Annotated in this window: 23 protein-coding genes; 9 read left to right on the top strand and 14 right to left on the bottom strand. The window is 39.4% G+C overall.

Annotated features, from left to right (window positions below; genetic code table 11):
• Positions 1–56 precede the first annotated feature (56 nt).
• Positions 57–1070: a transglutaminase domain-containing protein gene (locus tag ACEZ3G_RS02230; protein WP_432423845.1), complete on the top strand. Its 1014-nt coding sequence runs from the start codon at positions 57–59 to the stop codon at positions 1068–1070.
• Between the two features lie 15 nt (positions 1071–1085).
• Here ACEZ3G_RS02230 and ACEZ3G_RS02235 read toward each other — a convergent pair whose 3' ends face one another.
• The 5 genes from ACEZ3G_RS02235 to ACEZ3G_RS02255 all read right to left on the bottom strand — a co-directional run bounded on the left by ACEZ3G_RS02235 (position 1086) and on the right by ACEZ3G_RS02255 (position 4658).
• The gene (locus ACEZ3G_RS02235; RefSeq protein ID WP_432423846.1) at positions 1086–1613 is read right to left on the bottom strand and encodes a DUF4136 domain-containing protein; all 528 of its coding nucleotides are present in this window, start codon (positions 1611–1613) and stop codon (positions 1086–1088) included.
• Positions 1614–1679: 66 nt separating this feature from the next.
• Positions 1680–2681 carry a GTPase ObgE gene (obgE, locus tag ACEZ3G_RS02240; protein WP_432423847.1) on the bottom strand — a complete coding sequence of 334 codons (1002 nt, stop codon included), beginning with the start codon at positions 2679–2681 and terminating at the stop codon, positions 1680–1682.
• Positions 2682–2803: 122 nt separating this feature from the next.
• Entirely contained in the window at positions 2804–2938 is a 135-nt protein-coding gene (locus ACEZ3G_RS02245; protein WP_432423848.1) for a hypothetical protein, read from the bottom strand.
• A gap of 275 nt (positions 2939–3213) precedes the next feature.
• Positions 3214–3366, bottom strand: a complete 153-nt coding sequence (locus tag ACEZ3G_RS02250; protein WP_432423849.1) for a hypothetical protein — start codon at positions 3364–3366, stop codon at positions 3214–3216.
• Between the two features lie 185 nt (positions 3367–3551).
• Positions 3552–4658: an adenylate kinase gene (locus ACEZ3G_RS02255; RefSeq protein WP_432425135.1), complete on the bottom strand. Its 1107-nt coding sequence runs from the start codon at positions 4656–4658 to the stop codon at positions 3552–3554.
• A gap of 133 nt (positions 4659–4791) precedes the next feature.
• Between ACEZ3G_RS02255 and ACEZ3G_RS02260 the strand changes: the two genes are divergently transcribed.
• The 4 genes from ACEZ3G_RS02260 (at position 4792) to ACEZ3G_RS02275 (ending at position 9415) form a co-directional block, all read left to right on the top strand.
• Complete coding sequence (locus ACEZ3G_RS02260; RefSeq protein ID WP_432423850.1) at positions 4792–5946, top strand: 5-(carboxyamino)imidazole ribonucleotide synthase; 1155 nt, start codon at positions 4792–4794, stop codon at positions 5944–5946.
• A gap of 2 nt (positions 5947–5948) precedes the next feature.
• Positions 5949–6440 (top strand): 5-(carboxyamino)imidazole ribonucleotide mutase, encoded by a 492-nt coding sequence (gene purE, locus ACEZ3G_RS02265; RefSeq protein WP_432423851.1) that lies wholly within the window; start codon positions 5949–5951, stop codon positions 6438–6440.
• 184 nt (positions 6441–6624) lie between these two features.
• Positions 6625–8640 (top strand): M3 family metallopeptidase, encoded by a 2016-nt coding sequence (locus ACEZ3G_RS02270; RefSeq protein ID WP_432423852.1) that lies wholly within the window; start codon positions 6625–6627, stop codon positions 8638–8640.
• 253 nt (positions 8641–8893) lie between these two features.
• A complete protein-coding gene (locus tag ACEZ3G_RS02275; RefSeq protein ID WP_432423853.1) occupies positions 8894–9415 on the top strand; it encodes a 5' nucleotidase, NT5C type in 522 nt (173 codons plus the stop codon).
• A 51-nt stretch (positions 9416–9466) separates the two neighbouring features.
• Here ACEZ3G_RS02275 and ACEZ3G_RS02280 read toward each other — a convergent pair whose 3' ends face one another.
• Both ACEZ3G_RS02280 and ACEZ3G_RS02285 read right to left on the bottom strand, forming a co-directional pair.
• Entirely contained in the window at positions 9467–9877 is a 411-nt protein-coding gene (locus ACEZ3G_RS02280) for a PH domain-containing protein (RefSeq protein WP_432423854.1), read from the bottom strand.
• A gap of 14 nt (positions 9878–9891) precedes the next feature.
• Positions 9892–10251 carry a rhodanese-like domain-containing protein gene (locus tag ACEZ3G_RS02285; protein ID WP_432423855.1) on the bottom strand — a complete coding sequence of 120 codons (360 nt, stop codon included), beginning with the start codon at positions 10249–10251 and terminating at the stop codon, positions 9892–9894.
• A gap of 118 nt (positions 10252–10369) precedes the next feature.
• Here ACEZ3G_RS02285 and ACEZ3G_RS02290 point away from each other — a divergent pair, with 118 nt between their 5' ends.
• Positions 10370–10930, top strand: coding sequence for a sigma-70 family RNA polymerase sigma factor (locus ACEZ3G_RS02290; RefSeq protein WP_432425136.1), 561 nt, complete (start codon positions 10370–10372; stop codon positions 10928–10930).
• 220 nt (positions 10931–11150) lie between these two features.
• Here the strand turns inward: ACEZ3G_RS02290 and ACEZ3G_RS02295 are convergent, their stop codons facing one another.
• On the bottom strand, positions 11151–11975 hold the full coding sequence (locus tag ACEZ3G_RS02295; RefSeq protein WP_432423856.1) for a hypothetical protein: 825 nt from the start codon (positions 11973–11975) through the stop codon (positions 11151–11153).
• A gap of 139 nt (positions 11976–12114) precedes the next feature.
• On the opposite strand from ACEZ3G_RS02295, the gene gcvP reads away from it, so the two are divergent.
• The 3 genes from gcvP to ACEZ3G_RS02310 all read left to right on the top strand — a co-directional run bounded on the left by gcvP (position 12115) and on the right by ACEZ3G_RS02310 (position 16454).
• On the top strand, positions 12115–14970 hold the full coding sequence (gene gcvP, locus ACEZ3G_RS02300; RefSeq protein WP_432423857.1) for an aminomethyl-transferring glycine dehydrogenase: 2856 nt from the start codon (positions 12115–12117) through the stop codon (positions 14968–14970).
• Positions 14971–15044: 74 nt separating this feature from the next.
• On the top strand, positions 15045–15572 hold the full coding sequence (locus ACEZ3G_RS02305; protein WP_432423858.1) for a methyltransferase: 528 nt from the start codon (positions 15045–15047) through the stop codon (positions 15570–15572).
• 30 nt (positions 15573–15602) lie between these two features.
• Positions 15603–16454, top strand: a complete 852-nt coding sequence (locus ACEZ3G_RS02310; protein WP_432423859.1) for a glycosyltransferase family 2 protein — start codon at positions 15603–15605, stop codon at positions 16452–16454.
• A gap of 105 nt (positions 16455–16559) precedes the next feature.
• Here ACEZ3G_RS02310 and ACEZ3G_RS02315 read toward each other — a convergent pair whose 3' ends face one another.
• The 6 genes from ACEZ3G_RS02315 to ACEZ3G_RS02340 form a co-directional block, all read right to left on the bottom strand.
• On the bottom strand, positions 16560–16841 hold the full coding sequence (locus ACEZ3G_RS02315; protein ID WP_432423860.1) for a hypothetical protein: 282 nt from the start codon (positions 16839–16841) through the stop codon (positions 16560–16562).
• 263 nt (positions 16842–17104) lie between these two features.
• The gene (locus ACEZ3G_RS02320; RefSeq protein WP_432423861.1) at positions 17105–18154 is read right to left on the bottom strand and encodes a BF3164 family lipoprotein; all 1050 of its coding nucleotides are present in this window, start codon (positions 18152–18154) and stop codon (positions 17105–17107) included.
• 286 nt (positions 18155–18440) lie between these two features.
• On the bottom strand, positions 18441–18671 hold the full coding sequence (locus ACEZ3G_RS02325; protein ID WP_432423862.1) for a hypothetical protein: 231 nt from the start codon (positions 18669–18671) through the stop codon (positions 18441–18443).
• Between the two features lie 394 nt (positions 18672–19065).
• The gene (locus ACEZ3G_RS02330) at positions 19066–20013 is read right to left on the bottom strand and encodes a hypothetical protein (protein WP_432423863.1); all 948 of its coding nucleotides are present in this window, start codon (positions 20011–20013) and stop codon (positions 19066–19068) included.
• Positions 20014–20192: 179 nt separating this feature from the next.
• Positions 20193–21899: a S9 family peptidase gene (locus ACEZ3G_RS02335; RefSeq protein ID WP_432423864.1), complete on the bottom strand. Its 1707-nt coding sequence runs from the start codon at positions 21897–21899 to the stop codon at positions 20193–20195.
• Positions 21900–22111: 212 nt separating this feature from the next.
• Positions 22112–23971, bottom strand: coding sequence for an O-antigen ligase family protein (locus tag ACEZ3G_RS02340; RefSeq protein ID WP_432423865.1), 1860 nt, complete (start codon positions 23969–23971; stop codon positions 22112–22114).
• Positions 23972–24044: the final 73 nt, after the last annotated feature.

A 24044-nucleotide genomic window follows, 5' to 3' on the forward strand; every position in this document is an offset into this window, starting at 1 on the left:
AACCGCACTTAATCCTGATAGCTATCGGGAACAGGGCTTCAATCTTTAACTTGACTATGAAATCGATCTTTCCCCTTATTCTGCTCATTAGCGTTTTATGTCAAGGCCAACGTGGTGATTTTAGTAAAATTGATTTTGGAAAAGCCGATAGTATCGCACTTGCACACAAAGGGGAAGGCTTGAGAAACCTACCTATATTGATCCATAGATTAACGGCATCATTGGAAACCGACGTCGAGAAATTCAGGGCCATTTATACATGGGTAGCCACGAATATCGAAAATGATTATCATGCCTATCTCAGAACCATTAAAAAACGGAAAAAACATGCCGATGACCGTGCCGCTTTTCTAGAATGGAACGAAAGTTTCACGCCCAAAGTTTTCGAAAAATTGGTGGAACAAAGAAAAACGGCCTGTTCGGGATATGCTTTTCTCGTAAGGGAAATGGCCAAAATTGCAGGTCTTAATTGCAAGATTATAGATGGCTACGGGCGAACACCTACCTTGATTTTGGATGAGGAGAGTATTCCCAATCACGCATGGAACGCTATTGAACTGGATGGCAAGTGGTACTTGGTCGATGCAACATGGTCTGCTGGGCGTGTTATGTTCGATGAGGGCGAACCAAGGTTCGAGCATGATTATTTTGATGGTTATTTTTTGGCGGATCCAGCCTTGTTCATAAAAAATCATTATCCACTGGAAAATAAATGGACCTTATTGCCTAACCCTCCCACTTTCAATCAGTTTTTACAAGGCCCCATCGTGTACAAAGAAGCTTTTGCGTCGAACATCGTACCTGTTCAACCTGATGAAATGTTTTTGGAAACCACAAAAAGCAGGCCCATTGAATTTATTCTTGAGACCCCCAAGGACATTAATAATGAAAATATAATACTGACATTGAACAATGGTAATTCCGATAGAAGTGTTCACCCCGTAAGCACCTACGAAAAAAGGCAATTACGTTTAAAACATGTTTTTGATAAAACGGGGAAGTATGACGTTCACATTCAGTTGAACGATACCATAGTGGCCACATACGTTGTCAAAGTCAAGCGAAAATAACCCTGTTAACGATTGTTATTTCCTTTTTTTGGGCGGATATTTAGAAAGCACCTTGCCAACCATCTCTTGTAACTTTTGTTCACGGACCAGCGGAGGAAGATTTTCTTTTAACGCACTGGTACTAACGGCCTGCCAAAAGAGTTGGTCTTTTTTGGCATCGACAAAATCAAACACAATCTGGCGTTCAAGTTTGGAGGAACCCAATGGGATACCGACCGAAACACCACCACCTACATTACGGCCCGTGCCGCCGACCCCGACCCCAACGGAAGTATTTTTGGGCATTTGAAATGACCTGCCTTCAATATTGATTAAAAAATCAGGCTCTTCTGAAAAAACAAGACCCTTCGATTGCAAAGCAATATCCAATGCTTTGAAAAGCCTTTTCTCGTCCAACTCGCCAAGGCCCGTTTCGATTTCGGAATAATAGTTGTACGTGTTGTAGTTGGAAAACTCGGTTTCCTTATCATAGTCATAATTGACTTTTATGGCATTGCATGAAATGAACAAAACCAAAAAAATAACGCGAAGCAGATTTTGCATAATCACAGCTTTCCTCTAAAATAATCAAAAAAATAACCCAAATATCTGAAAACCAACCTTTTTCGATTAACTGTTCAGCATAATCCAAAGTCTATCCTTAAGTTCTTGAAGCCCGATTTGGGCTACCGATGAGATGAACATATAAGACACTCCTTTAAAATCTTTATCCAATTCGACCCGCATTTCATCCATCAGTTCTTGGTCGAGCATATCGCATTTCGAGATACAGATAAGACGTTCTTTGTCCAACAATTCAGGATTATACCTTCGCAGCTCATCCAACAAAATTTCGTATTCCTTACTGATATCCATACTATCGGCCGCAATCAAAAACAACAAGGTCGCATTGCGCTCGATATGGCGCAAAAAGTAATGCCCAAGGCCCTTTCCTTCGGCCGCACCTTCGATGATACCCGGAATATCGGCCATAACGAAACTCTGAAAATCGCGGTGCTGAACAATGCCCAAATTCGGCTTTAAGGTAGTAAATTCATAATCGGCTATCTTGGGTTTGGCCGAAGTCATGACCGAAAGCAAGGTCGATTTTCCGGCATTCGGAAATCCTACCAGCCCCACATCGGCCAAAACCTTCAGTTCGAGAATAACGTTCTTTTCTTGACCTGGCACACCGGGCTGCGCATATCTTGGGGTCTGATTGGTAGGTGTCTTAAAGTGCCAATTGCCACGCCCGCCCATACCGCCCTCGACGATGATCTTTTCTTCTTTGTCCTCGGTAATCTCAAAAATCACCTCATTGGTTTCAGCATCCTTGATTACGGTGCCAAGAGGCACATCGATATATATGTCGGCACCATCGGCTCCCGTACTTCGGTTCTTGCTACCATGTTCCGCATGCCCTGCCTTAAAATGCTTTTTGAACTTGAAGTTGACCAAAGTCCACAGATTCTTGTTTCCACGAAAAATAACATGACCGCCACGCCCGCCATCGCCGCCGTCAGGACCTCCCTTGGCAACATATTTTTCACGGTGCAAATGTGCCGAACCCTTGCCTCCGTTACCTGATTCGACATGTATTTTAACGTAATCTACAAAGTTGCCCTCGGTCATTAGAAAATATTATGGTTTGAAATTCATCCATTTATATCGCAAAAATAACGAATACGATACATGCGACTTATCGAAAACATGGAACTCTTTGAACACTAGCCACTATTCAGCGAGACCTTTTATTACAAAATGGGGTCAGAAGTGAAGACCCAAATAAAATATCCGATCGTAAACAAAACCAAGATTATGATGGCGGCACAACCCACAAAGAAGCAGCTTTTGAATACTTCCCTTGTACCTATGACCTCTTCTTTCATCTGTTTATTTTATCTTTTTCAAAGGTCAATGTAATTCGCCAATGACAACCCCGATGGGTGTCAAGATATACTATGGCTCATTTCGTTCAATCACATTATCAATGGCAAAGGTAACCCCCTTTTCTTTGGGCAGGCCCCATAAACTTTAAAAATTCTCAATTTTTACGCCCCTATTGTCCCATGGGCACGTTGCGAACGAAAGTTTTTCGGTTCTACATAAAAAACAGCCATGTCGAAATCAACCAAGGCGCAATTGACCATCGATTTTTTAGGCTTCAAGATTGTACAAGCCGCCCCGATAATAACGGTCCGGAAGAGCACCCAATTTCAACCACAACGTTTTCGGTATCGATAATCTTATAACGCGCACTGCCGATGACCGCACCGTTCTTCTTATCAAGAATGGGCAAAGCTACTTTTGACACCATCGACTCATCAAAAACTTGCTTAAAATTTTCAAGGATATGGCGGTCGTTATTTAGGTGCTGTGGCCAAATCAAGGGGTCAGAGGCAACTATAAAAAATACTAAAAGTCCTCCTACTCGAAATATCTGGTCAATATAAGTTCATTTTCAAGCGAAGGTTGGCGATCGAAGTTCATATAAAGACAGGATCATAACTCCTCGATGACTTTCCCCAGTCGCATAGTGATTTCATCAATGGCCCCTATGCCATTAACTCTATGAAATTTTCCTTGAGCCTCGTAGAAGTCTTTGAGGGGTGCTGTCTTTTGGTTGTATTCATCAAAACGGTTGCGGATCTTGTCTTCATCTTGATCATCGCTACGACCACTCACCTTTCCTCGTTCCAAAAGACGTTGTATCAATATCTCATCATCGGCCTCCAGGGCGATGGTGGCATCGATCTTCATGTTCTTGGTGGCCAAAAATTTATCCAAGGCCTCGGCCTGGGCCGTAGTTCGCGGAAAACCGTCAAAAATGAATCCGCTGGCATCGGGATTCTTGTCTACCGCATCTTCCAACATTTTAATCGTGACCTCATCGGGCACAAGATCACCGTTGTCGATATACGATTTGGCCAATTTGCCCAAATCGGTGTCGTTCTTCATATTGAACCTAAAAAGGTCACCGGTAGAGATATGTTCAAGGTTGTATTGGTCTTTTAGAAACTGTGCCTGAGTGCCCTTGCCGGCACCTGGCTTTCCGAATAGTACAAGATTGATCATATGCTTTTGGTTTAATTGGTATACTTCTTTTAAATTTCTGCCCAGCTCATTATAATCTAGGCCATATCCAACAATAAATTTATTTGGAATTTCAATACCTACATAATCAATGGTATATTCACCATTGTAGATTTCCGATTTGTAGAAAAGGCTGGCGATCTTGAACTCCTTTACATTGATGTTCGAAAACATATGTATCAGTTCTTGAAGCGTACGGCCGGTATCGATAATATCCTCTAAAACAATAACACTTCTATCTTCGATATCCTCAGATACATCCAACAAGGTTTCAACGATACCCGTAGAGGTCAGACCGCCATACGAACTCATTTTCACAAAGGACACCTCGCATGGATGCGGATAAGATTTTAAAAAATCGGATACGAACATAAAAGCACCGTTGAGTACCCCAACAAAAATTGGCACTTCATCCTTGTAATCGATCGCAATCTTATCGGCAAGATCTTTCACGGCCGACAAGATTTCCGTTTCGCTCAAATAGGGTTTGAAATATTTGTCGTGTAGCTTTATCAACACTCGGGATCGATTTTACAAGGATGGCAAATATACCAATTTGATTTCTCTTTTGGCCGTGTACGCAATGGGTTTTAAGAATTAGGCGTATTTTTGCCCTGCGACCCTTAAAAACAAGGGATAGTAAATTACAATGGAATACTTTTCTTCGGATTTTATATTGGGGATTTTAGGCGGCGGACAACTCGGCAAAATGCTGTTGTACGAGACCCGAAAATGGGATATAGGCACCAAGGTCATGGATGCTTCGGACGAGGCCCCCTGCAAGATCGCCTGTAACGAATTCGTAAAAGGAAGCCTTCTCGATTTCAAGGCCGTGTACGATTTCGGAAAGAATGTCGATGTGCTGACCATCGAGATCGAGAACGTGAACCTTGACGCGCTTGAAAAGTTGGAAGAAGAAGGAAAAAAAGTCTATCCGCCAACAAAAGCGTTGCGTATCATCCAGAACAAGGCCAAACAAAAGTTATTCTATGTGGACAATGGAATTCCGACGGCGGAGTTTCATCGTTTCGCCTACAAGAGTGAGATTGCCGATAGCATAAATAACGGCGGCTTGGAATTTCCTTTTATTTGGAAGGCCGCCCAATTCGGGTACGACGGACAAGGCGTAAAGGTAGTTCGCAAATTGGAGGATCTTGAAGGATTGCCTTCCGGAGAGTGCATTGCCGAAGAAATGGTAAATTTTAAGAACGAACTGGCCGTAATCGTGGCCCGAAACGTAAGTGGAGAGGTAAAGACCTATCCCGTGGTCGAAATGGAGTTCCACCCCGAAGCAAATCAGGTCGAGTACGTAATCTGTCCGGCAAGGATCGATGACAAAGTCGCCTTGAAGGCCCGGGAAATAGCATTGAAGGTATCCGAAAAAATACAACATGTCGGATTGTTGGCGGTCGAGATGTTCCAGACCCATGATGATAAAATATTGGTCAACGAAGTTGCACCTCGACCCCATAACAGCGGACATTATAGCATCGAAGCCAGTTATACCAACCAATTCGAACAACACCTTCGTGCCATATTGGACCTTCCTTTAGGAAATACTGACAACAAAGTTGCGGGAATCATGGTGAATTTGGTGGGGGCCGAAGGCCATACAGGGAAAGTGGTCTATGAAAACATTGGGGAGATTATGAGAATGGAGGGCGTGACGCCGCATATCTATGGAAAGAAACAGACCCGACCCTTTCGAAAAATGGGGCATGTGACCATCGTGAACAAAAATATTGCCGAAGCAAGAACCATTGCACAACAAGTAAAAGAAAAAATCAAGGTAATAAGTAATTAGTTATGAGCAAAGTAGCCGTAGTAATGGGAAGCATTAGCGACCTCCCCGTCATGCAAGACGCCGTCGATATTTTAAAAGGCTTCGATATCGAGGTCGAGGTAGATATCGTTTCGGCGCACCGCACGCCCGAAAAGCTTTTCGATTTTAGCAAAAACGCACACAAAAATGGCTATTCCGTAATCATTGCCGGTGCAGGGGGGGCGGCACACTTACCGGGAATGGTAGCCTCGATGTCTCCTTTACCGGTTATCGGCGTACCTGTAAAAAGTAGCAATTCTATCGATGGCTGGGATTCTGTGCTCTCCATATTGCAAATGCCGGGCGGGGTTCCTGTTGCAACGGTCGCGTTGAACGGAGCCAAAAATGCAGGCATTCTAGCTGCGCAGATTATCGGAAGTTCCGATAAATGCGTTTTGGACAAAATTGTACTTTATAAAGAAGGATTGAAACAGAAGGTGATAGATGGAGCAAAAAAAGTAAACACTAAGCAGTGAACGGTGAACAGTCTATAACGGGCCGTCAATGGTGAACGGACAGCTATCAACGCAATAATGAGCAGTGAGCTGCAAACCGTGTCAAGAAGCATTAAATAGTTTTGGATTTTCCCTTGTTCCGATTTTCAAGTTCGTCCCGCAAACCATTTTTTAACCTATAAACCAATAAACCCGTAAAATCTTTATGAATCCACTACTTGCCCCGTTCGACACCGCACCTTTTTCAAACATAAAAAATGAACATTTTAAACCCGCGTTTCTTCAGGCCATGGAAGATGCCCGCGCCGAAATCGATGCCATAACAGACAATCCCGAGGCTCCTACGTTCGAAAATACGGTAGAGGCCTTGGAGTTTTCAGGTCAACAATTGGATCGAATATCAAGTATATTCTTTAATCTGAATTCTGCCGAAACCAATGAAGAAATACAGAAAATTGCACAAGAGGTCTCGCCCCTGCTTTCAGAATTCAGTAACGATATAACCCTGAACGAAAAATTGTTCGGCAAGATAAAAACCGTTTATGGGCAAAAGAAGAATCTTCACCTGTCTACAGAACAACTTACACTTTTGGATAAAAAGTACAAAAGCTTTAGTCGCAACGGTGCGAACCTGTCGGAAGGGAAAAAGAAACGTCTGCGGCAGATCGACGCGGAGCTCTCAAAACTTAAACTGAAGTTCGGCGAGAACGTTCTCGCCGAGAACAACAAATATGAAATGCACCTGACGGAAGAAGTTGACTTGCACGGGCTGCCGGAAGGTGCAAAAGAAGCGGCCGCACAATTGGCCAAATCAAAAGGAAAAAAAGGTTGGCTGATCACATTGGATTACCCGAGTTACATACCCTTTATGAAATATGCCAAGAATCGACAACTTCGAAAAGAACTATCCTTGGCCTTCGGAAGCAAGGGCTTTCACGGAGATGATCTCGACAATCAAGAAAATGTTCTAAAAATTGTCAACCTGCGCCATGAGCGGGCCAATCTTTTAGGGTATAAGACCCATGCCCATTTTGTCTTGGAAGAACGCATGGCCGAAACGCCCGAAAAAGTATATTCGTTTTTGAACGACCTGCTAGAAAAGGCAAAACCTGCCGCCGAACGTGAGTTTGCACAACTATCGGCTTATGCCAAAAAACTTGATGGCCTTGAAAAACTTGAAAAATGGGACGGCAGCTATTATTCAGAAAAACTCAAGCAGCAATTGTTCAACCTTGACGACGAATTGTTAAAACCCTATTTCAAGCTGGAAAACGTAATCGATGGCGTTTTCAAAGTGGCCGAAAAATTGTTCGGGCTGCAATTCGAGGAAGTCCATGATGTTGAAAAATATCACGAAGAGGTCAAAACCTTCAGGGTCTATGATACAAATAAAAACTTCATTTCGCTGTTCTATGCCGATTTCCATCCCCGAAAAGGGAAAAGGGGCGGTGCCTGGATGACCTCCTTTAAACCACAGTACAAAAAAGATGGTGAAAATGTGCGCCCGCATATCTCGAACGTCTGCAATTTTACGCCATCTACCGAAACAAGACCCTCGCTTTTGACATTCAATGAAGTTACGACCTTGTTCCATGAGTTCGGGCACGGACTGCACGGTATGTTGGCCGATACCACCTACCCTAGCCTTTCGGGAACCTCGGTCTATTGGGACTTTGTGGAACTGCCAAGCCAAGTTATGGAAAACTGGTGCTACGAAAAAGAAGCCCTTGAGCTTTTCGCGAAGCATTATGAGACCGGGGAATCCATTCCAATGAAATTGGTACAAAAAATCAAGGAATCGGCCACCTTTCAAGAGGGTATGGCGACCCTTCGCCAACTGAGTTTCGGATTGCTCGACATGTCTTGGCACGCGGCCGATCCGTCGCAAATAAGGGATGTCAAAAGATATGAGACAAAAGCCTTTGAAGGCACCCAATTATATCCCGACACTCCTGAAACCTGTATGAGCACAGCTTTCGCGCATATATTTCAAGGTGGTTATTCCTCGGGCTATTATAGCTACAAATGGGCCGAGGTACTTGATGCCGATGCCTTCGCCTATTTTAAGGAAACGGGAATTTTCAACAAAGAAATTGCTTCCAAGTTCAAAGAACACGTGCTTTCAAAAGGGGGCACTGAAAAACCAATGGTACTTTATAAACGTTTTCGTGGCAAGGAACCTCAGGTCGAGGCCCTTTTAAAACGGGCAGGATTGATCTAGGAGTATTTTGTGATTTAAGTTTTGGATTGCGTCATTTTTTTTTGAATTAGGGCAACTTCAAACTGCCATCAGGCTGTATATTCGTATTACATAAGTAGGCAAGGAAATGACAACGTTTCCTTTGTATAAGATTAAGGGGGCGTGGGGACGCCCTCTTTATTTTTGTAATTGCAATGTAGAGTAATCGCTAAAAAAATCCCCGATCATTTCCCATTTACAAGCTTTATCCTTTTCTTCACAAAAATTTTATACCATGACCATATTCATCGATATGGATGAAGTAATCGCCGACACATACAATGCACATATAGAAATCTATAACCGTGAGTTCGGCGGCAACTTAACACCAGAGACCTGTTTGGGCTCAGAAGTATGGCAGAATGTAATCGAGAAGCACCAACAAAGTATTCGCGACCATGCTCGTACCCGTGGATTTTTTCGGGCCCTAAGACCAATTATGGATAGCCAAAAGATTCTGAAACAATTAGCGGGCAAGCATGAGGTATATATCGCTTCTGCCGCAACACAATTCCCGAATTCACTTGAAGAAAAATCCGAATGGCTTGACGAGCACTTTCCGTTTATTCCTTGGCAAAATCGGATTCTTTGCGGCGACAAGCATATTCTCAAAGGAGATGTACTGATCGATGATCGCGCCTATAATTTAGAAGGCTTTGACGGAAGATGCCTGCTTTTTACCTCTCCCCACAACATCCATACCAACGGTTTTGAACGTGTCAATAACTGGCAGGAAGTGGCGGATAAATTGCTTTAAAAAACTTGTCTTAAAAATAATATTGTGATGGTCGAGGTAAGAACTTTGGGCTTACGCGATACCTTTTAACGCTATTTTGGGGTTTATTCTTTTTAAGTGATCTATAAAAGCAATCTTGTCTTTTGGGGAAACCAAAACAATTTTGGATCGGTCATAAAAAATCTCAAGACGATCAAGCGATGCGGCCGGTGCGCTTATGGGGTTATTGGTTGCCGTTATACAGTTGATCGTTCTGATATCGATTCGTTTATGGAGAATAAAGCCGCTTTTTATTTCGAGCGTATTACCGTTTACGGTATAATAGGTATTTAAAAAAAGGTGGGCCGTAAAGGCAAGTACAACTAAATTTACGAATGCTCCTGACCAAACGCTTTGGTAAATCATGAAAAGCGTCATTCCACCAAGTATTCCAAAAACGAAAATGGCCAGCCCTATACCTATTTTCGACCTATATTTGGTCATAGAACCATTCACTGTTAATCGGGAGTGGCCTCCTTCCAAGCATCATAGCCGCCCTCTAAGTTGATTACTTTGGTATAGCCTAGGGTTTTGAGCTTTTCCTGGGCCTTGGCACTTCGCCCCCCCATCTTACAATACACATAAATGGTTTCATCCTTGGCAATTTTTTTGAACTGCTGGGCAAAGGTCTCATCAAACCAGTCGATGTTCATTGCATTTTCCAAATGACCTGCATTATACTCCTCAGGTGTGCGAACATCTACCAATATCCCATTTTCTATATCATTCTGTGAAAATTCCGTGATAGGTTTTGACGTACTTTGGGCACATCCCAAAGTCAAAATAAACAATATCAATACGCTAGTAATCGACTTCATAAGCAAAAGGTTTAATCAAAGATAGTAAATTATGACCGCGAGAAAACTCGAACAACGGAACGGAAACATGAAAGTAGTTAAATCAAATTCGCTTACTTTTGATGAGCATGATGAAAATATGACGGTTCACCAATTAAATCCGGATACTTGGGTAGATTCGTACGCCGACTACCTCTTCAACTACGCCATTGCACGAGTAAGCGATACCGAAATCGCCAAAGATTTGGTACAAGAGACTTTTTTCGCGGGACTGAAATCAGCCAAGAATTATAAGGGCGATGCCGCCGAACGCACCTGGTTAGTGGCCATTCTCAAGCGAAAGGTCATTGACCACTACCGCAAAATCAATTCTAAAAAGGGAAAGGCAGAGGTAAGGGTCAACTATAGTTCGAAAAGTGATGCTGACGGGGATTGGCTTGAGGAACAGATCGCCGATCCATTCAGTTCATTCGAAAATGACCGACTGGAAAATGAAGAACTGGGTGCCGCCATATATGAATGTATCGCCCAATTGCCGCAGAAACAGTCTTTGGTATTTACCATGAAAACAATACAGGGCATGAGCACTGAAGATATTTGTAATGAACTTGGCATCAATCCGTCTAATCTGTGGGTTATGATCCATCGTGCGAGAACCACATTGATGGGATGCCTTAATCAAAATTGGTTTAATCTATGATCTCTTGTGAAGAGGCAGCTACAATCTGCAACAAAACACAATACAAGGAGGCTTCTTTTTTAGAAAAAATCCAACTGAAATTACACTTGCTCTTTTGTAGTACCTGCGCCATGTACTCGAAAAAAAATGCCCAATTAACCAATCTATGCCAAAAGGCCAACCTTCAGAACCTGACCGAAAAAGAAAAATCGAAAATGAAACAGGAGATAAGAAATAAAGCCTAAAAATAATATTGTAGACTGAAAATCACCGCCCACCAAAATATAGGGATCGCTTCTACCCAAAATGAGGCAAAGTACTTAGATCGGTCTTTTTTTACATAGATAAGGGCAAGGCACAACATCACACCTAATATAGCTTTCCCCAATATTTCACTCCAAGCCAATTCGTCTTTCAAAAAAGTCATTATATAAAGAACCAAAGTGACTATATACCCTATTTTCTTCGTATTCATGATACCCACTCGTTGAGGCAATGTGTCCAAATCAAGCTTATCATATTTCAAATCTCTTATTTCAAAGGGAATCATTAAAACAAGTACAAGCAGAAAACGCTGTATCAGTTCAATTAAAACATCCCAGTTCATTATTTTATTGGCTTGGATAGCGGGAAGTGCAACCGTCGTCAATGACCACACCAGACCCACTAAAAAAATTTTTAGCAGTCCTCGACTGCGAAGATTTTTGCCATGGGGCATAATGGGCAGGGCGTAGAGCCCCGTAAATACTATAATGACAATTACGCCCAACCATGTTTCATAGGTAAAGAAACAGGCGTGATATAGGGCAGGTATCAGCGCGACAAAGCTCGCTATTTGAATATTCTTGTGGTATCGGTTGGAGACTAAAATATACTTTTTCGACCCGACACCATACTTTATGAAATTGTAACAGGCGATCGTACCGAAAAAAAGAAAATATGACAAGTGTGCGCTGGTTTCGAATTTTAAAACGCCACCGGTAATTTGAACCAATGCGAATACCGCCAATGCCACATGTATGCTGGCATCTAAGTAAAAATTAAAAATGCGTACGGGCCACTTCATAAACCAAAAGTAGCCAAACTGTTCATAACCCCATTTTTCGGTTAAAAACTTTAATTCCAAGGAAGACTAAAAGAGGGTGTTTTGCCGTAATAAATCGCTAATTTTGTCCACTTTATTTTAACAACTTAGCATTCATTTCATGACGACAGAAGTATTTGCCAAACGCCATATCGGAATTCAAGAAAATGATCTGGAGACAATGTTCGAGACCATCGGTGTCGCTACTTTAGATCAGCTCATTTCAGAAACCATTCCCGATGATATTCGTCTCAAAAATAGGCTTGACCTACCCAAGGCCATGAGCGAACATGAATTTCTGACGCATATTCAAGAATTGGCGGAAAAGAACAAAGTCTTTAAATCATATATTGGCCTTGGTTATCATGAAAGTATCACGCCATCGGTCATCAAGCGGAATATTCTTGAAAATCCGGGGTGGTATACGGCCTACACGCCTTATCAGGCCGAAATTGCCCAAGGTCGTTTAGAGGCACTATTGAATTTTCAGACCATGGTTTGCGACCTTACGGGAATGGAGCTGGCCAATGCCTCATTATTGGATGAAAGTACGGCTGCCGCCGAAGCCATGTCGATGTTATTCGATGTTCGAAGCCGTGATCAAAAAAAGAACAAGGTTTTAAAATTCTTTGTTTCCGAAGAAATACTTCCACAAACACTATCTCTTTTACAAACACGATCGACCCCTTTGGGAATCGAGTTGGTAGTCGGAAACCATGAAGAATTCGCATTTGGCACCGATTTCTTTGGCGCCATGTTGCAATACCCTGGAAAATACGGTCAAATTTATGATTATACCGAATTTGTCTCAAAGGCCAATGACAATGATATCAAAGTAGCCGTCGCTGCCGATATTTTGAGCTTGGTAATGTTAAAAGCCCCTGGGGAGTTCGGGGTCGATGTTGTTGTTGGCAGTACACAACGTTTCGGCATTCCGTTGGGCTACGGTGGGCCTCATGCCGCATTTTTTGCGACAAAGGAAACTTATAAAAGAAGTATTCCCGGTCGCATTATAGGCCTCACAAAAGATGTCGATGGAAAACCGGCCCTTCGCATGGCGCTCCAGACCCGTGAGCAACATATCAAACGTGACAAGGCAACTTCCAATATCTGCACCTCGCAAGTACTTTTGGCGGTAATGGCGGGCATGTATGCCGTTTATCATGGCCCGAAGGGACTAAGTTATATCGCCGAACAACTACACCATAAGACAAGAACACTAAGCCAATCGTTGGAAAGTATCGGGTTCAAACAATTGAACACTTCGTTTTTCGACACCCTAAAGTTCAGAGTTTCCGATTCCGACAAATTGAGATCGCTGGCCGAGGCCAAAGAAATCAACCTTAATTATGTTGACAGGCAAACCGTTACGCTGTCATTGAACGAAGCGGTTGACGAAAAAGACATAAAAGCCTTGATTGCCTGTTTTGCCGAATTGGATGGTAAGAATGAAGATGCCATGACTGTGCAATCCGGTAAAGATGTAATACCAGATTCGTTAAAAAGAGATACGCCCTTTTTGGAGAACGAAGTTTTCAATTCGTACCATTCGGAAACCGAACTGATGCGCTATATCAAAAAACTGGAGCGTAAAGATCTGTCTCTGAACCACTCCATGATTTCCTTGGGCAGCTGTACAATGAAATTGAACGCTGCCACCGAAATGCTGCCTTTGAGCATGGCACGATGGGCGAATATCCACCCTTTTGTTCCTTTAAATCAGGTAGAAGGATATCAAACCGTGCTAAAAGAACTTGCTAAAGATTTAAGTACGATTACCGGATTTGCAGCAACATCATTACAGCCCAATTCAGGGGCACAAGGCGAATATGCGGGGCTAATGGTCATTCGCGCCTATCACGAATCGCGAAACGAAGGGCATCGAAATATCTGTATCATACCTGCGTCGGCCCATGGCACCAACCCTGCATCTGCGGTCATGGCGGGAATGCAGGTAATCGTTACCAAGACCGATGAAAAAGGAAATATCGATGTTGCCGATCTCGAGGAAAAAGTCAAACATCATTCCGATAACCTGGCGGCATTGATGGTCACCTATCCATCGACCCATGGGGTTTTCGAATCCTCCATCAAACATATCACTAAATTGATCCACGATCACGGAGGGCAAGTCTATATGGATGGTGCCAATATGAACGCGCAGGTAGGTTTGACCAATCCCGCAACGATAGGAGCCGATGTATGCCACTTGAACCTACATAAAACGTTTGCCATTCCGCATGGGGGTGGCGGACCTGGAGTGGGACCGATCTGTGTAGCCGAGCAATTGGTTCCCTTTCTTCCTGGGAATCCGATTATCAAAACAGGTGGCGATAAGGCAATAACGGCAATTTCGGCCGCTCCATGGGGCAGTTCGTTGGTCTGTCTGATATCTTATGGATATATTAAAATGCTGGGCGAAGAAGGATTGACCCAGTCTACCAAGATCGCCATTTTGAACGCAAATTACCTTAAAGAACGGTTGAACGGCAAGTTCGACGTTCTCTATTCAGGAGAAAGAGGTAGGGCCGCGCACGAAATGATCGTTGACTGCAGACCATTCAAACAAAATGGTATAGAGGTTACCGATATTGCAAAACGGCTGATGGACTATGGTTTTCATGCACCTACAGTCTCATTTCCGGTAGCAGGCACCTTGATGATCGAACCGACCGAAAGTGAAAGTCTTAATGAGTTGGATAGGTTCTGTGATGCGATGCTGTCTATCAGGGAGGAGATTTATGCCACCTCGCCCGATGACCCTAACAATGTGTTGAAAAATGCACCGCATACTATGGGTATGGTCACCAACGATACTTGGAATTTTCCATATAGCAGACAACAAGCGGCATTTCCCCTATCTTATGTGTCCCAGAATAAATTCTGGCCTTCGGTCCGTAGGGTCGATGATGCATATGGCGACCGTAATTTGATCTGTAGCTGTGTTCCTATTGAAGCCTATGCCGAAGTAGAATAAAAACCAAAAGTGTCAGGTTACAAATCTCGGTTTGTTTAACTTCGAACAGGGAACCTCGAACAAAAACGAAATCGATGTACGAAAAGACCTATCCTAGCAGGCGCTTTCAACGAACGCTATCTTTTCTTAAGAAACATATAGCCACCGATGAACCTATTCTTGACCTTGGTGTCGAAAATCCATTTTCCAAGATCATGAAAGAAGAAGGTTTTTCGGTCGAAAATACGACCGGGGAAGATTTGGATATCGACTTTTCGGCAGTACAAAATGCCGATGTCGGGGTGGTGACGGCATTTGAGATCTTTGAGCATCTTTTGGCACCTTACAATATTTTGAAAGAGATAAAGGCGAACAAACTCGTGGCCAGTATTCCTTTACGTTTATGGTTCGCCACCGCATACAAAAACAAGACCGATCCATGGGACAGGCATTACCATGAATTTGAAGACTGGCAATTCGATTGGCTACTGGAAAAATCTGGATGGGAGATCAAAGATCGATTGAAGTTCACCAATCCGGTTAAAAAAATAGGTATTCGACCGTTGCTGCGAAGTTTTACGCCAAGATATTACATTGTTTATGCAACACGAAAAAATTCATGATACTGAATTCGAAATGCCGAGTTTGCCATTATGAAATATTATATTGTCATACCCGCGCATAACGAAGAAGCCTTTTTGGCCGATACATTGAACTCGGTCTTAAGGCAAACACTTCAACCCCAAAGAATGGTCGTCGTCAACGACAATTCGACCGATGGCACTGAAGGAATAATCGATGAATTCATGACCAGGAATCCGGTTATTTACAAGTTGAATACCACTTCCTCTACGGCCCATATGCCGGGCAGCAAAGTTATAAATGCCTTTAACAAAGGGTTCGAAGCACTTGATGACGACTTCAGCTTCATTGTCAAACTTGATGCCGATGTCATTCTACCCGATAAATATTTCGAGAAAATAGCCTATGTCTTCAAGGGAAACCCTAAAGTAGGCATAGCTGGTGGATTCATCTACGAAATGGATAAGCATGGAGGTTGGAGTTTAAACCACCCGATGGACAAGAACCATGTGCGTGGAGCTTTCAAGGCATACTCCAAAAACTGTTTCGAAGCAATCGGTGGTTTGAAGCCCGCAATGGGCTGGGACACCGTAGACGAACTTTTGGCCCAGTACCACGACTTCGAGATTTTTACGGACGATAGCTTAAAAGTAAAACACCTTCGCCCTACAGGTAACAATTATAACAAGAGGGCCAAATTACTTCAGGGCAAGGCCATGTATGGCATGCGCTACGGATTTCTGATTACGCTGATCGCATCTTTAAAGATGGCTTGGAAACAACAAAAACGCAAGGCTTTTATAGACAACATGTACGGTTACCTACGGGCAAAAAAAGACCAGGAACCTTTTTTGGTCTCTGAAAACGAAGGTAAGTTTATTCGCGACCTGCGTTGGAACAATATACGGAAGAGGCTCTTCTAATCTGAATCTTGCTCAACCTTGGAAGGTATATTTTTAATTAAGAGGATGAATAAACATAGTCGAATATTAAAAACTCCTAATTTTGTAGCCTTTTTAAAATGAAAATTAATTATTTCTAATCAATTGAAGAAATGCCATAGCATCATTCTTAGAATTTGTAGGGTTGCCAATTCTTAAGATTTGGTTTCCATTCAAAAGTAGAGCACAATTTTTGTAGTCTCTTCCCAAAAAAGTATACTTTTGTCGAAATTCATCTTGGGAATCAAAGTAAACATTCTGACCTGTAAATTTGATACTTTCTAATTGGTTTCTTAAATATGCATTATTTAACCCTGAAAGCATAAATTTAAATTTCACTTCAATACCTAGGTCTCTAATTTCTTTCATGTAAGGATTCCATTTTGATAATTCTACATAGCATGAACTACAATTACCATCGTAGTAGGCTAATATCGTAAATTTGGATTCCTTATTCAAGTCGATAGACATATCGCTTAATGGTTCTATTGATCTTGGAAAAGATATATTACTTCCAACGAACCTTTCACGAATCAATTTGTCTTCCGTACTAATTTTATCGACCCTTTTTTCTTTGCAAGAAAGAAAACATAATATAATGAAAACAAAAACTTGACATCTATTCATGTAAATCATAAGTTAAGAGCAAACTTAAGTATTTTTGGTTCTAAGTTTTCATTAAAAGAATATGCGTAAATAAATTTGCTATCGTAAATATCAAAAGATACAATATTTTTATCTAAAACAATTTTCTTGATAGGAACACCATCATGACTAAACATATAAATTGTGTTCCCTTGTTGTGAGTAAATTCCCTTCTTTTTTTTTCCATTATATAATGCATATATATAATCATCTGATATTTTAATGGATGGGTGATAGTATGTGCTTGATGTTTGATTTTTATAGCGAGGCACTGAATTTTCAGGGCCAACTATTGAAACCCAACGTGACTTGTCTAAATCAAAAATTTGTATCATCGGAATGTACCTGTAACTCACTACAAAAATATTTTCCCTATTAGTCAAATTAGCAGAACAAATTTCTCTATGCTTTTTATTCGACATAAAGAAATATGCCTTTTCTGGCAATTCTCCATAACCTTTTTCATAACCATCGCTCAATCCTTTTTCATACAAACGAAACTCAGAATCACTTCTATTTAAAAAGTACAATTTATTGTTATAGATTGAAGCCGAAGTAACCATCGCCATGGGGTCAAGGAAATATTCTTTATTAAATTGTCCTCTATACGCTAAAGAATCTGCATAGTATTCAACTAGTTTGTTTTGTTGTTTGTCTAAAATTCTAATTAAACCATCTTTTGACTTAGAAAATTCCCAAGGAATCAGTATTTCTCCCTGCCCTACTCCTTTGCGGCCAAATTTACCCAAATAAACATCATCAGGTATTCTCAAGATATGTACAAACTTATTAGTCTTGACTTCGCTAATAAACAAATATTCATTCACTATTGAAAGGGCCGGTCCAAAAATCAAGGAATCAGAAAAATAATCCAACTCTTCGGACTTCAAGTGTACAATTTTTGTAAAATCATCATCAATGAAAACTGTCGTAGCATTTTCCTGGAAGTAACTTGACTCGCTTTGACATGAAAATATTAATGCCGCTAAAATGCCAAATATTGCAATTTTCGGGGCAAAAGAAACCGAAAGGTTCAAGTAACTCATATTCAAAAAAAGAAATTAAAAATAGCATCTATAAAATCTTTAGTAAGGGATTGACCTAGAATCTAAACCCGTTATATAGAAAAGACCGTGTATCCATTATTATAGTAAACAGCAATCCTTTTCAAGGGATAAAGAAATCCTAACGACAAAAGCGAAATCCCTAAATCAATTATACAGATGCATACTTTGTAAGAAAATAGCCCTCATATACATTCCATTCAAAATCTCCGTTAATATGGAAATATCCCCAAAGAGATTTCAAATTTTAGAATAAAAATTATCTGGGTTTTGCAAAAGAACATACTGGCCCAGGGCCCAAAGGGACGCAATCGTAAAATAGATCCGGTTGGCAAATAACATAGCACCAAGGTTCATTATTAGCCTCAATAATGGTTTCAAGCTCAATAAGTGCAACTTCCGAAAATTCATCAACATTTATTACTCTTGTTGTAAAACTCATGGCTAAACCGGCAACAAAAAGTCCTAGAATAATTCGTATTTTTTTCATTTTATTTATATTTTAAGTTAAAGTTCCTTATAAACTTCTAATCAAAGTCCGAACGGAAATGTCACTTTGAAAACATTGCAAAAATCGACATTCAGAAGATTTTTACCACCCTATTGACAAGGATCTCACTGCATTATATCTATCTACTCATAAGTCTCATATTTAAATAATAATTAAACCTTTGCTTAAAAAAACTTATCGACAAACCATTAACCGCTAAGTCAAAAGTAATAAATAATACTTATTAAAATAATATTTTACTTACTTTTTTATTTTTTTATTCTAAAATATATGAAAGAATAATCTTATTTATATTTTTAATTTTATAATAGCCTTGAAATATCAACTAATAAATCCGAGAACATTGTTATCGTCTGATCAAAAGGCTCATATATCAATTATCCCCCACCCAATTATTTCGGAACTCTTCCCACTCTGAATTATCAGTTTCCCAATCGCAGAAGATAGCAATTCCATCTATAACTCTCATTGAAGTGTCAACACTAATGGAACTATTTTTAATAGTCGCAATAGTATTTGAAATACTCTCTATTTCCAAATTCCTATATTTATGTAATTCTGGTCTGTTAATAAAGGTACCTATGGCCATTAGAAATTGTGAATCCCCATTAAGTTTTTTCAAAATTTTAATATCACGTATTTGTTCAATACAGCTGAGTTCAAATTGCTGTTGCTTATTAATTTGCGTGTCATAGAATAGAAATGAAAGTTGATCAACATACCTCAATAAAACATTCAATTCCTCAATTGTCGTTTTCCTTTTCCACTGTTTAGTATTGGGAGATGTTGACACAACTACAGATGAAATAAAGGCATTAGGCAAAATTCTTCTTAATTTTTTGTGGAACAAGTTGACATTCTTACCATATGCTTTTCTATCTCCTTGTTTCTCTGCTTCAATTGTCAAATCCAAATATGGATCACCTTTGAGGATATATTCAAAATCAATGTGAATACCTGAAACACCCAAGGTTTCCACTAGCTTTTGTGTATCTTCCAGAGCATTTTCAACCCAAACAGAATCACCTAAATAAACCGTTTTATTTTGAACGCCTCCTATCCAAGGTAAAATCCTAATCTCTGGATAGTATTCCTTAATCTTACTAACACTTCTTTTTGCCTGCTCTGAAAAAGGGTATTGAGGTAAATGACCATCTTTTTTGAAAGGCCCGGCAAAAATGTAGGCATATTTAATATCGTTTTCTTTGAGAATATTGGCGTAGTCCCTCAAATCTTTTTCTACCAGTTTTCTTCCCGTACTAGGTCTATAACCTCTTAGGTATAAACTTTCAGTCCAAACTGCATTTTCTTGTCCAAACAAATGTCCATAGTTTTTTCCCCTCCTAGAATTGGTGCAACTAATTATCCAAAAACAAAATACTAATAGGTTCAGAGAAAAGTGAAAAACTCTTCGGGTGTTGGAAATTAAGCGAATTTTTTTATTGAAATACATTGAGCTATGAAGGCATTATGTGGTTTGTGTTATGTTTTTTCAAGATTTCACAATTCTATTATCTTGGTATATATATGGGTCCATGAAGTGGTCTTATGGAAAAAATGGCCTTCTCCTTTAAATATCTCAAGATTGTCGGAACCAAGATCAATCAAATTCTTTCTTTCTAAAAGTTCCTTCGTTATTAAGGCAAGGGGATCATATTCGCCATAAAATACCAGCATCCTCAACTTTCTTAACCTATCTGTATTTTTAATATTTTGATTTATCAACCCCGAAATAAGAACTACCCCGCCCAAACCTTCAAGATAATCAATAGCACCCATAACCAATTTGCCTCCATAGCTTGAGCCTATTAAAATGATATCTTTAGAATTTAAGCCGTATTTTTCTTTTAAATACAACACACTGTTAACAACATCTAAAATCTGTTTTGACTCATTATTTTTCATTGCAAATTGCTTTGAATAACCTGAAGATCCATGATAATTAATTGCAAGAAAATTAAAACCATATTTTGTAAATAATTTGGCGTGCATATTCCATAGGGGTCTAAATTGTAAATATGGTCCACCATGAACATATATTATTGTTTTTACCCCAGCTTTTTTCTGTGGTTTTGCTTTCCACAAATAGCCTGGAATTTCATCTTCATTCGTACTCCCACTAATTCGTACTAATTCTGGGTTTCCCAACTTTAAAAAAGAAATATTATCCTTCAGATATAGGGTCTTTTTCTTTCCATTACTTACATTAACCTTCAACAAAGATGGAGGTAGACCACTAGTAGATTGCTTTAAATAAAGATCAGAATTCAATTCCAGTTCGAGTTCAAAACTAGATAGCTTGTCTGTCTCATTTTGAATCAAACTATCGACTTTCCAATCAGAACTGTAAAGTCTACTCACACCATTCTCATTACGGTTGTAATAAAATGAAGAAGTATTTTTAGAATACTTACATTTCTCAATATTAAAATCTGAATCTGTCAATTTTTCAACTAATCTTTCGTCCATTTTCAGTTCAAAACACTGGAAATACTCTTCATTTTTCTCTCTCCCAACAAAAAGGAGCTTATTTTCTTTGACCGAAAAGTTTTTTACCTCGTCATAGTTATTAAGCGAATACTTGCTAATGTGATTGTTAGGCACATTAAATTTATAAAGGGTAGGATTCTTTGGATGACTTAGGAAAAAGATTGTTGTATTATCTAGCCATCTAAAATCCGAATATGAGTCTATATCTGCAAAAACCCTTACAACCTTTTTCTCCTCAAAATCAAATATATACAAACGGCTCAACTCATTAGTAGATACATAAGCCAGGTATTTCCCATTCACCGACCATCTTATAGGGGGAATTGCATTACTAGAAGATGGCAAGTTTATTTTTGATTTCTCTTTTGTTTCAATATTTAATATGCACAAATCATACTTTCTTGTTTTTGGGTTTAGCTCTTGAAATATAATTTCACCTCCACTCGGATGCCATGTAAGTGATAATTGCGTGAAATCCGAACTGTCAATTTTAATTGGACTAGAATTGTCCAAATTCGAAATAAATAAATCGAAAGTTTCGAAACTTCTTTCTTTCAATAAGATCGCATCACCTTTCGGAGATATTTTAACGTATATGGGATATTGTTTTAATAAAGTATCTAATACTTTTACCCCAGCCACACCATGATTACCGTTGTCACAAGCAAATAAAGCTGCAATCAATATTAATAGAATAAGTCTGATATAATAGCTCATCAATTATTCTTTAAATTAAATATAAGTAAATATATCGTAGATAGGTGCCTATTACTTTATTATATTGTAAGATTAATCGTAAAAATATATTCTTTTTATATGAGCATTGAACAAATCGCGTGGCTAAACGTGTGCTTTAGTTACTAAATAGTTTTGAATAGGTATTTTTTGCTTTCTATTTAACTTGTCTAATTTTAATAGTATTTACTTATCTATTTGTCAACAATTTTTTTCATTTCTTCTTTAATTTCTTTTATGGCCCTTGATGGTATTTTTACTCTTTTATCTAAAATAATCTTGGCCCTTTCAACAGCTTTTTTTTTCTGACCAGTTTCATCGTATAACTTAACTAACAAATAATCTGGATAAAATCGACTTGGCACCATATTCGCTGCTTTCTGATACGCTATCTCTGCTTGTTCGTAATTGCCCATGGTTTTGTTAACGTCTCCAATTGTAGTTTCCAAAATCGTATTATTTAAATAGATTTTTGCGTTTTCTAATATAGGTAGTGCTTTGTCATCCTGTCCGGCCATGACTAATGCTTTGCCATAATTCAGAAGTAATTCACCACAATTTTCAAGTCCTGGTATTGCCTTTTCGAACTCAGCAACACTCTTCTTATATAATCCATATTTATATAGGTCCTTTGCAATTTTCCAACTTCTATATTTTCCCTTCAAATCTCGAAATTTAGAGCTACCCTCCCATATAACGACGATACCCAAAAATACTAAGCTTAATTTAAGGGCCTTAGTTCCTTTTCCAAAAAAAGAACTCCTCCCAGTATGATAAGTCCGGCAATATTTTCTATTATCGATTGTGGCCAACAATGAAAACATAACCACTATTATTATTTTTATCGGCAGTATCTGAGACGGATAAGAAAATAGGCTGAAAATTACAATTGTGCCCAGAACAATAAGAATTAATACTTTGATAAAACCATTTTCTTCTTTAACCTTTAATTTTAAACCTAGAAAAACAACCACTATAAGATGAAAAAAACCAACTATCCCATTTTCAGATAGAAATTGAAGAATTTCATTAAAGGCATAGCTATTATTGTCTGCGACCATAAGTTCACCGGTTTTCCTGACCCGTTCAAAGTAATAAGCTTGCTCTTCCATGTAATGAGCCTTAAAAGAATCATAGCCAATCCCAAAGATTGGGTTTTTAACTATCATTTTACCGGTAACCTTCCATATCAAAATTCTTCCGTCTGCCGAGTTCTTTTTAAAATGATACATTTTGAAGATTCCGACAGCTAAAACTAAGAGAACTATAATACACATAAAGACTTTTTTATAAATCGACAAAGCCTTTATTTTGTTAAGTGCTCGATATCTATAAATTAAAACACTTGTGCAGCCAACCAAAGATGCCAACCATGCTGCCCTTGAACCTGTTCTGGGCAATATGAAAAAAATAACACCCATACAAATTAAAGGTATATATTGTCTGAGGGTATCGAAACATATCTTTTGCAGTCTTTGAGTCCAACTTGAATATGAAGTTTTCTTCGAGGTAATATTAAATCTGAAAACGTAGAATCCCAGTGAAATAACAATTAATGTTGCACAAAAACCTGCCAATGGCCCTGGGTTAAAAAAACCTCCGCCGAGGGTAATGCCAAAATACGTTGGACTAAAATTATCAAATACTTGAAGAAAAAATAACCCCTGTACAATTCCCGATAACATAATGGAAAGCAATACAATAGGATAGTCTTTTAATGAAAGTATTCTTAAGCCTAAATAAAGAAAAGAAAGGAGCAAAAGTTCTATAAATCGAATGGAAAACCCGTGGAAGGATTGTAAAATGTATCGGTTAATTATTATGTAAACAAGCAAGAAGAAAAGTGAAATATCAATTTTCGATATTTTAAATTTAACTTCCTCAGTTTTGGTTAAAAGAAGTGTTGACATAACACACCCAAGCAGAACTAGCAATCCGCCCGTCAAGAAAAAAGCCTTGGAGCTAATAGTAGAATCTACAACTTCTAAATTGTTTACCGATGGTATTATTATAAGAATCAGGACTAAAATCGTCTTGGGGAGAGAAAATGCCATTTTCGTAAAATTTGTACAGTTGATTTGCATTTAGTTTAGGTCAATCTTTTCTTAATATAAGAATAATCAGATA

This window comes from Meishania litoralis (assembly GCF_042611095.1).
GTDB lineage: Bacteria > Bacteroidota > Bacteroidia > Flavobacteriales > Flavobacteriaceae > Meishania > Meishania litoralis.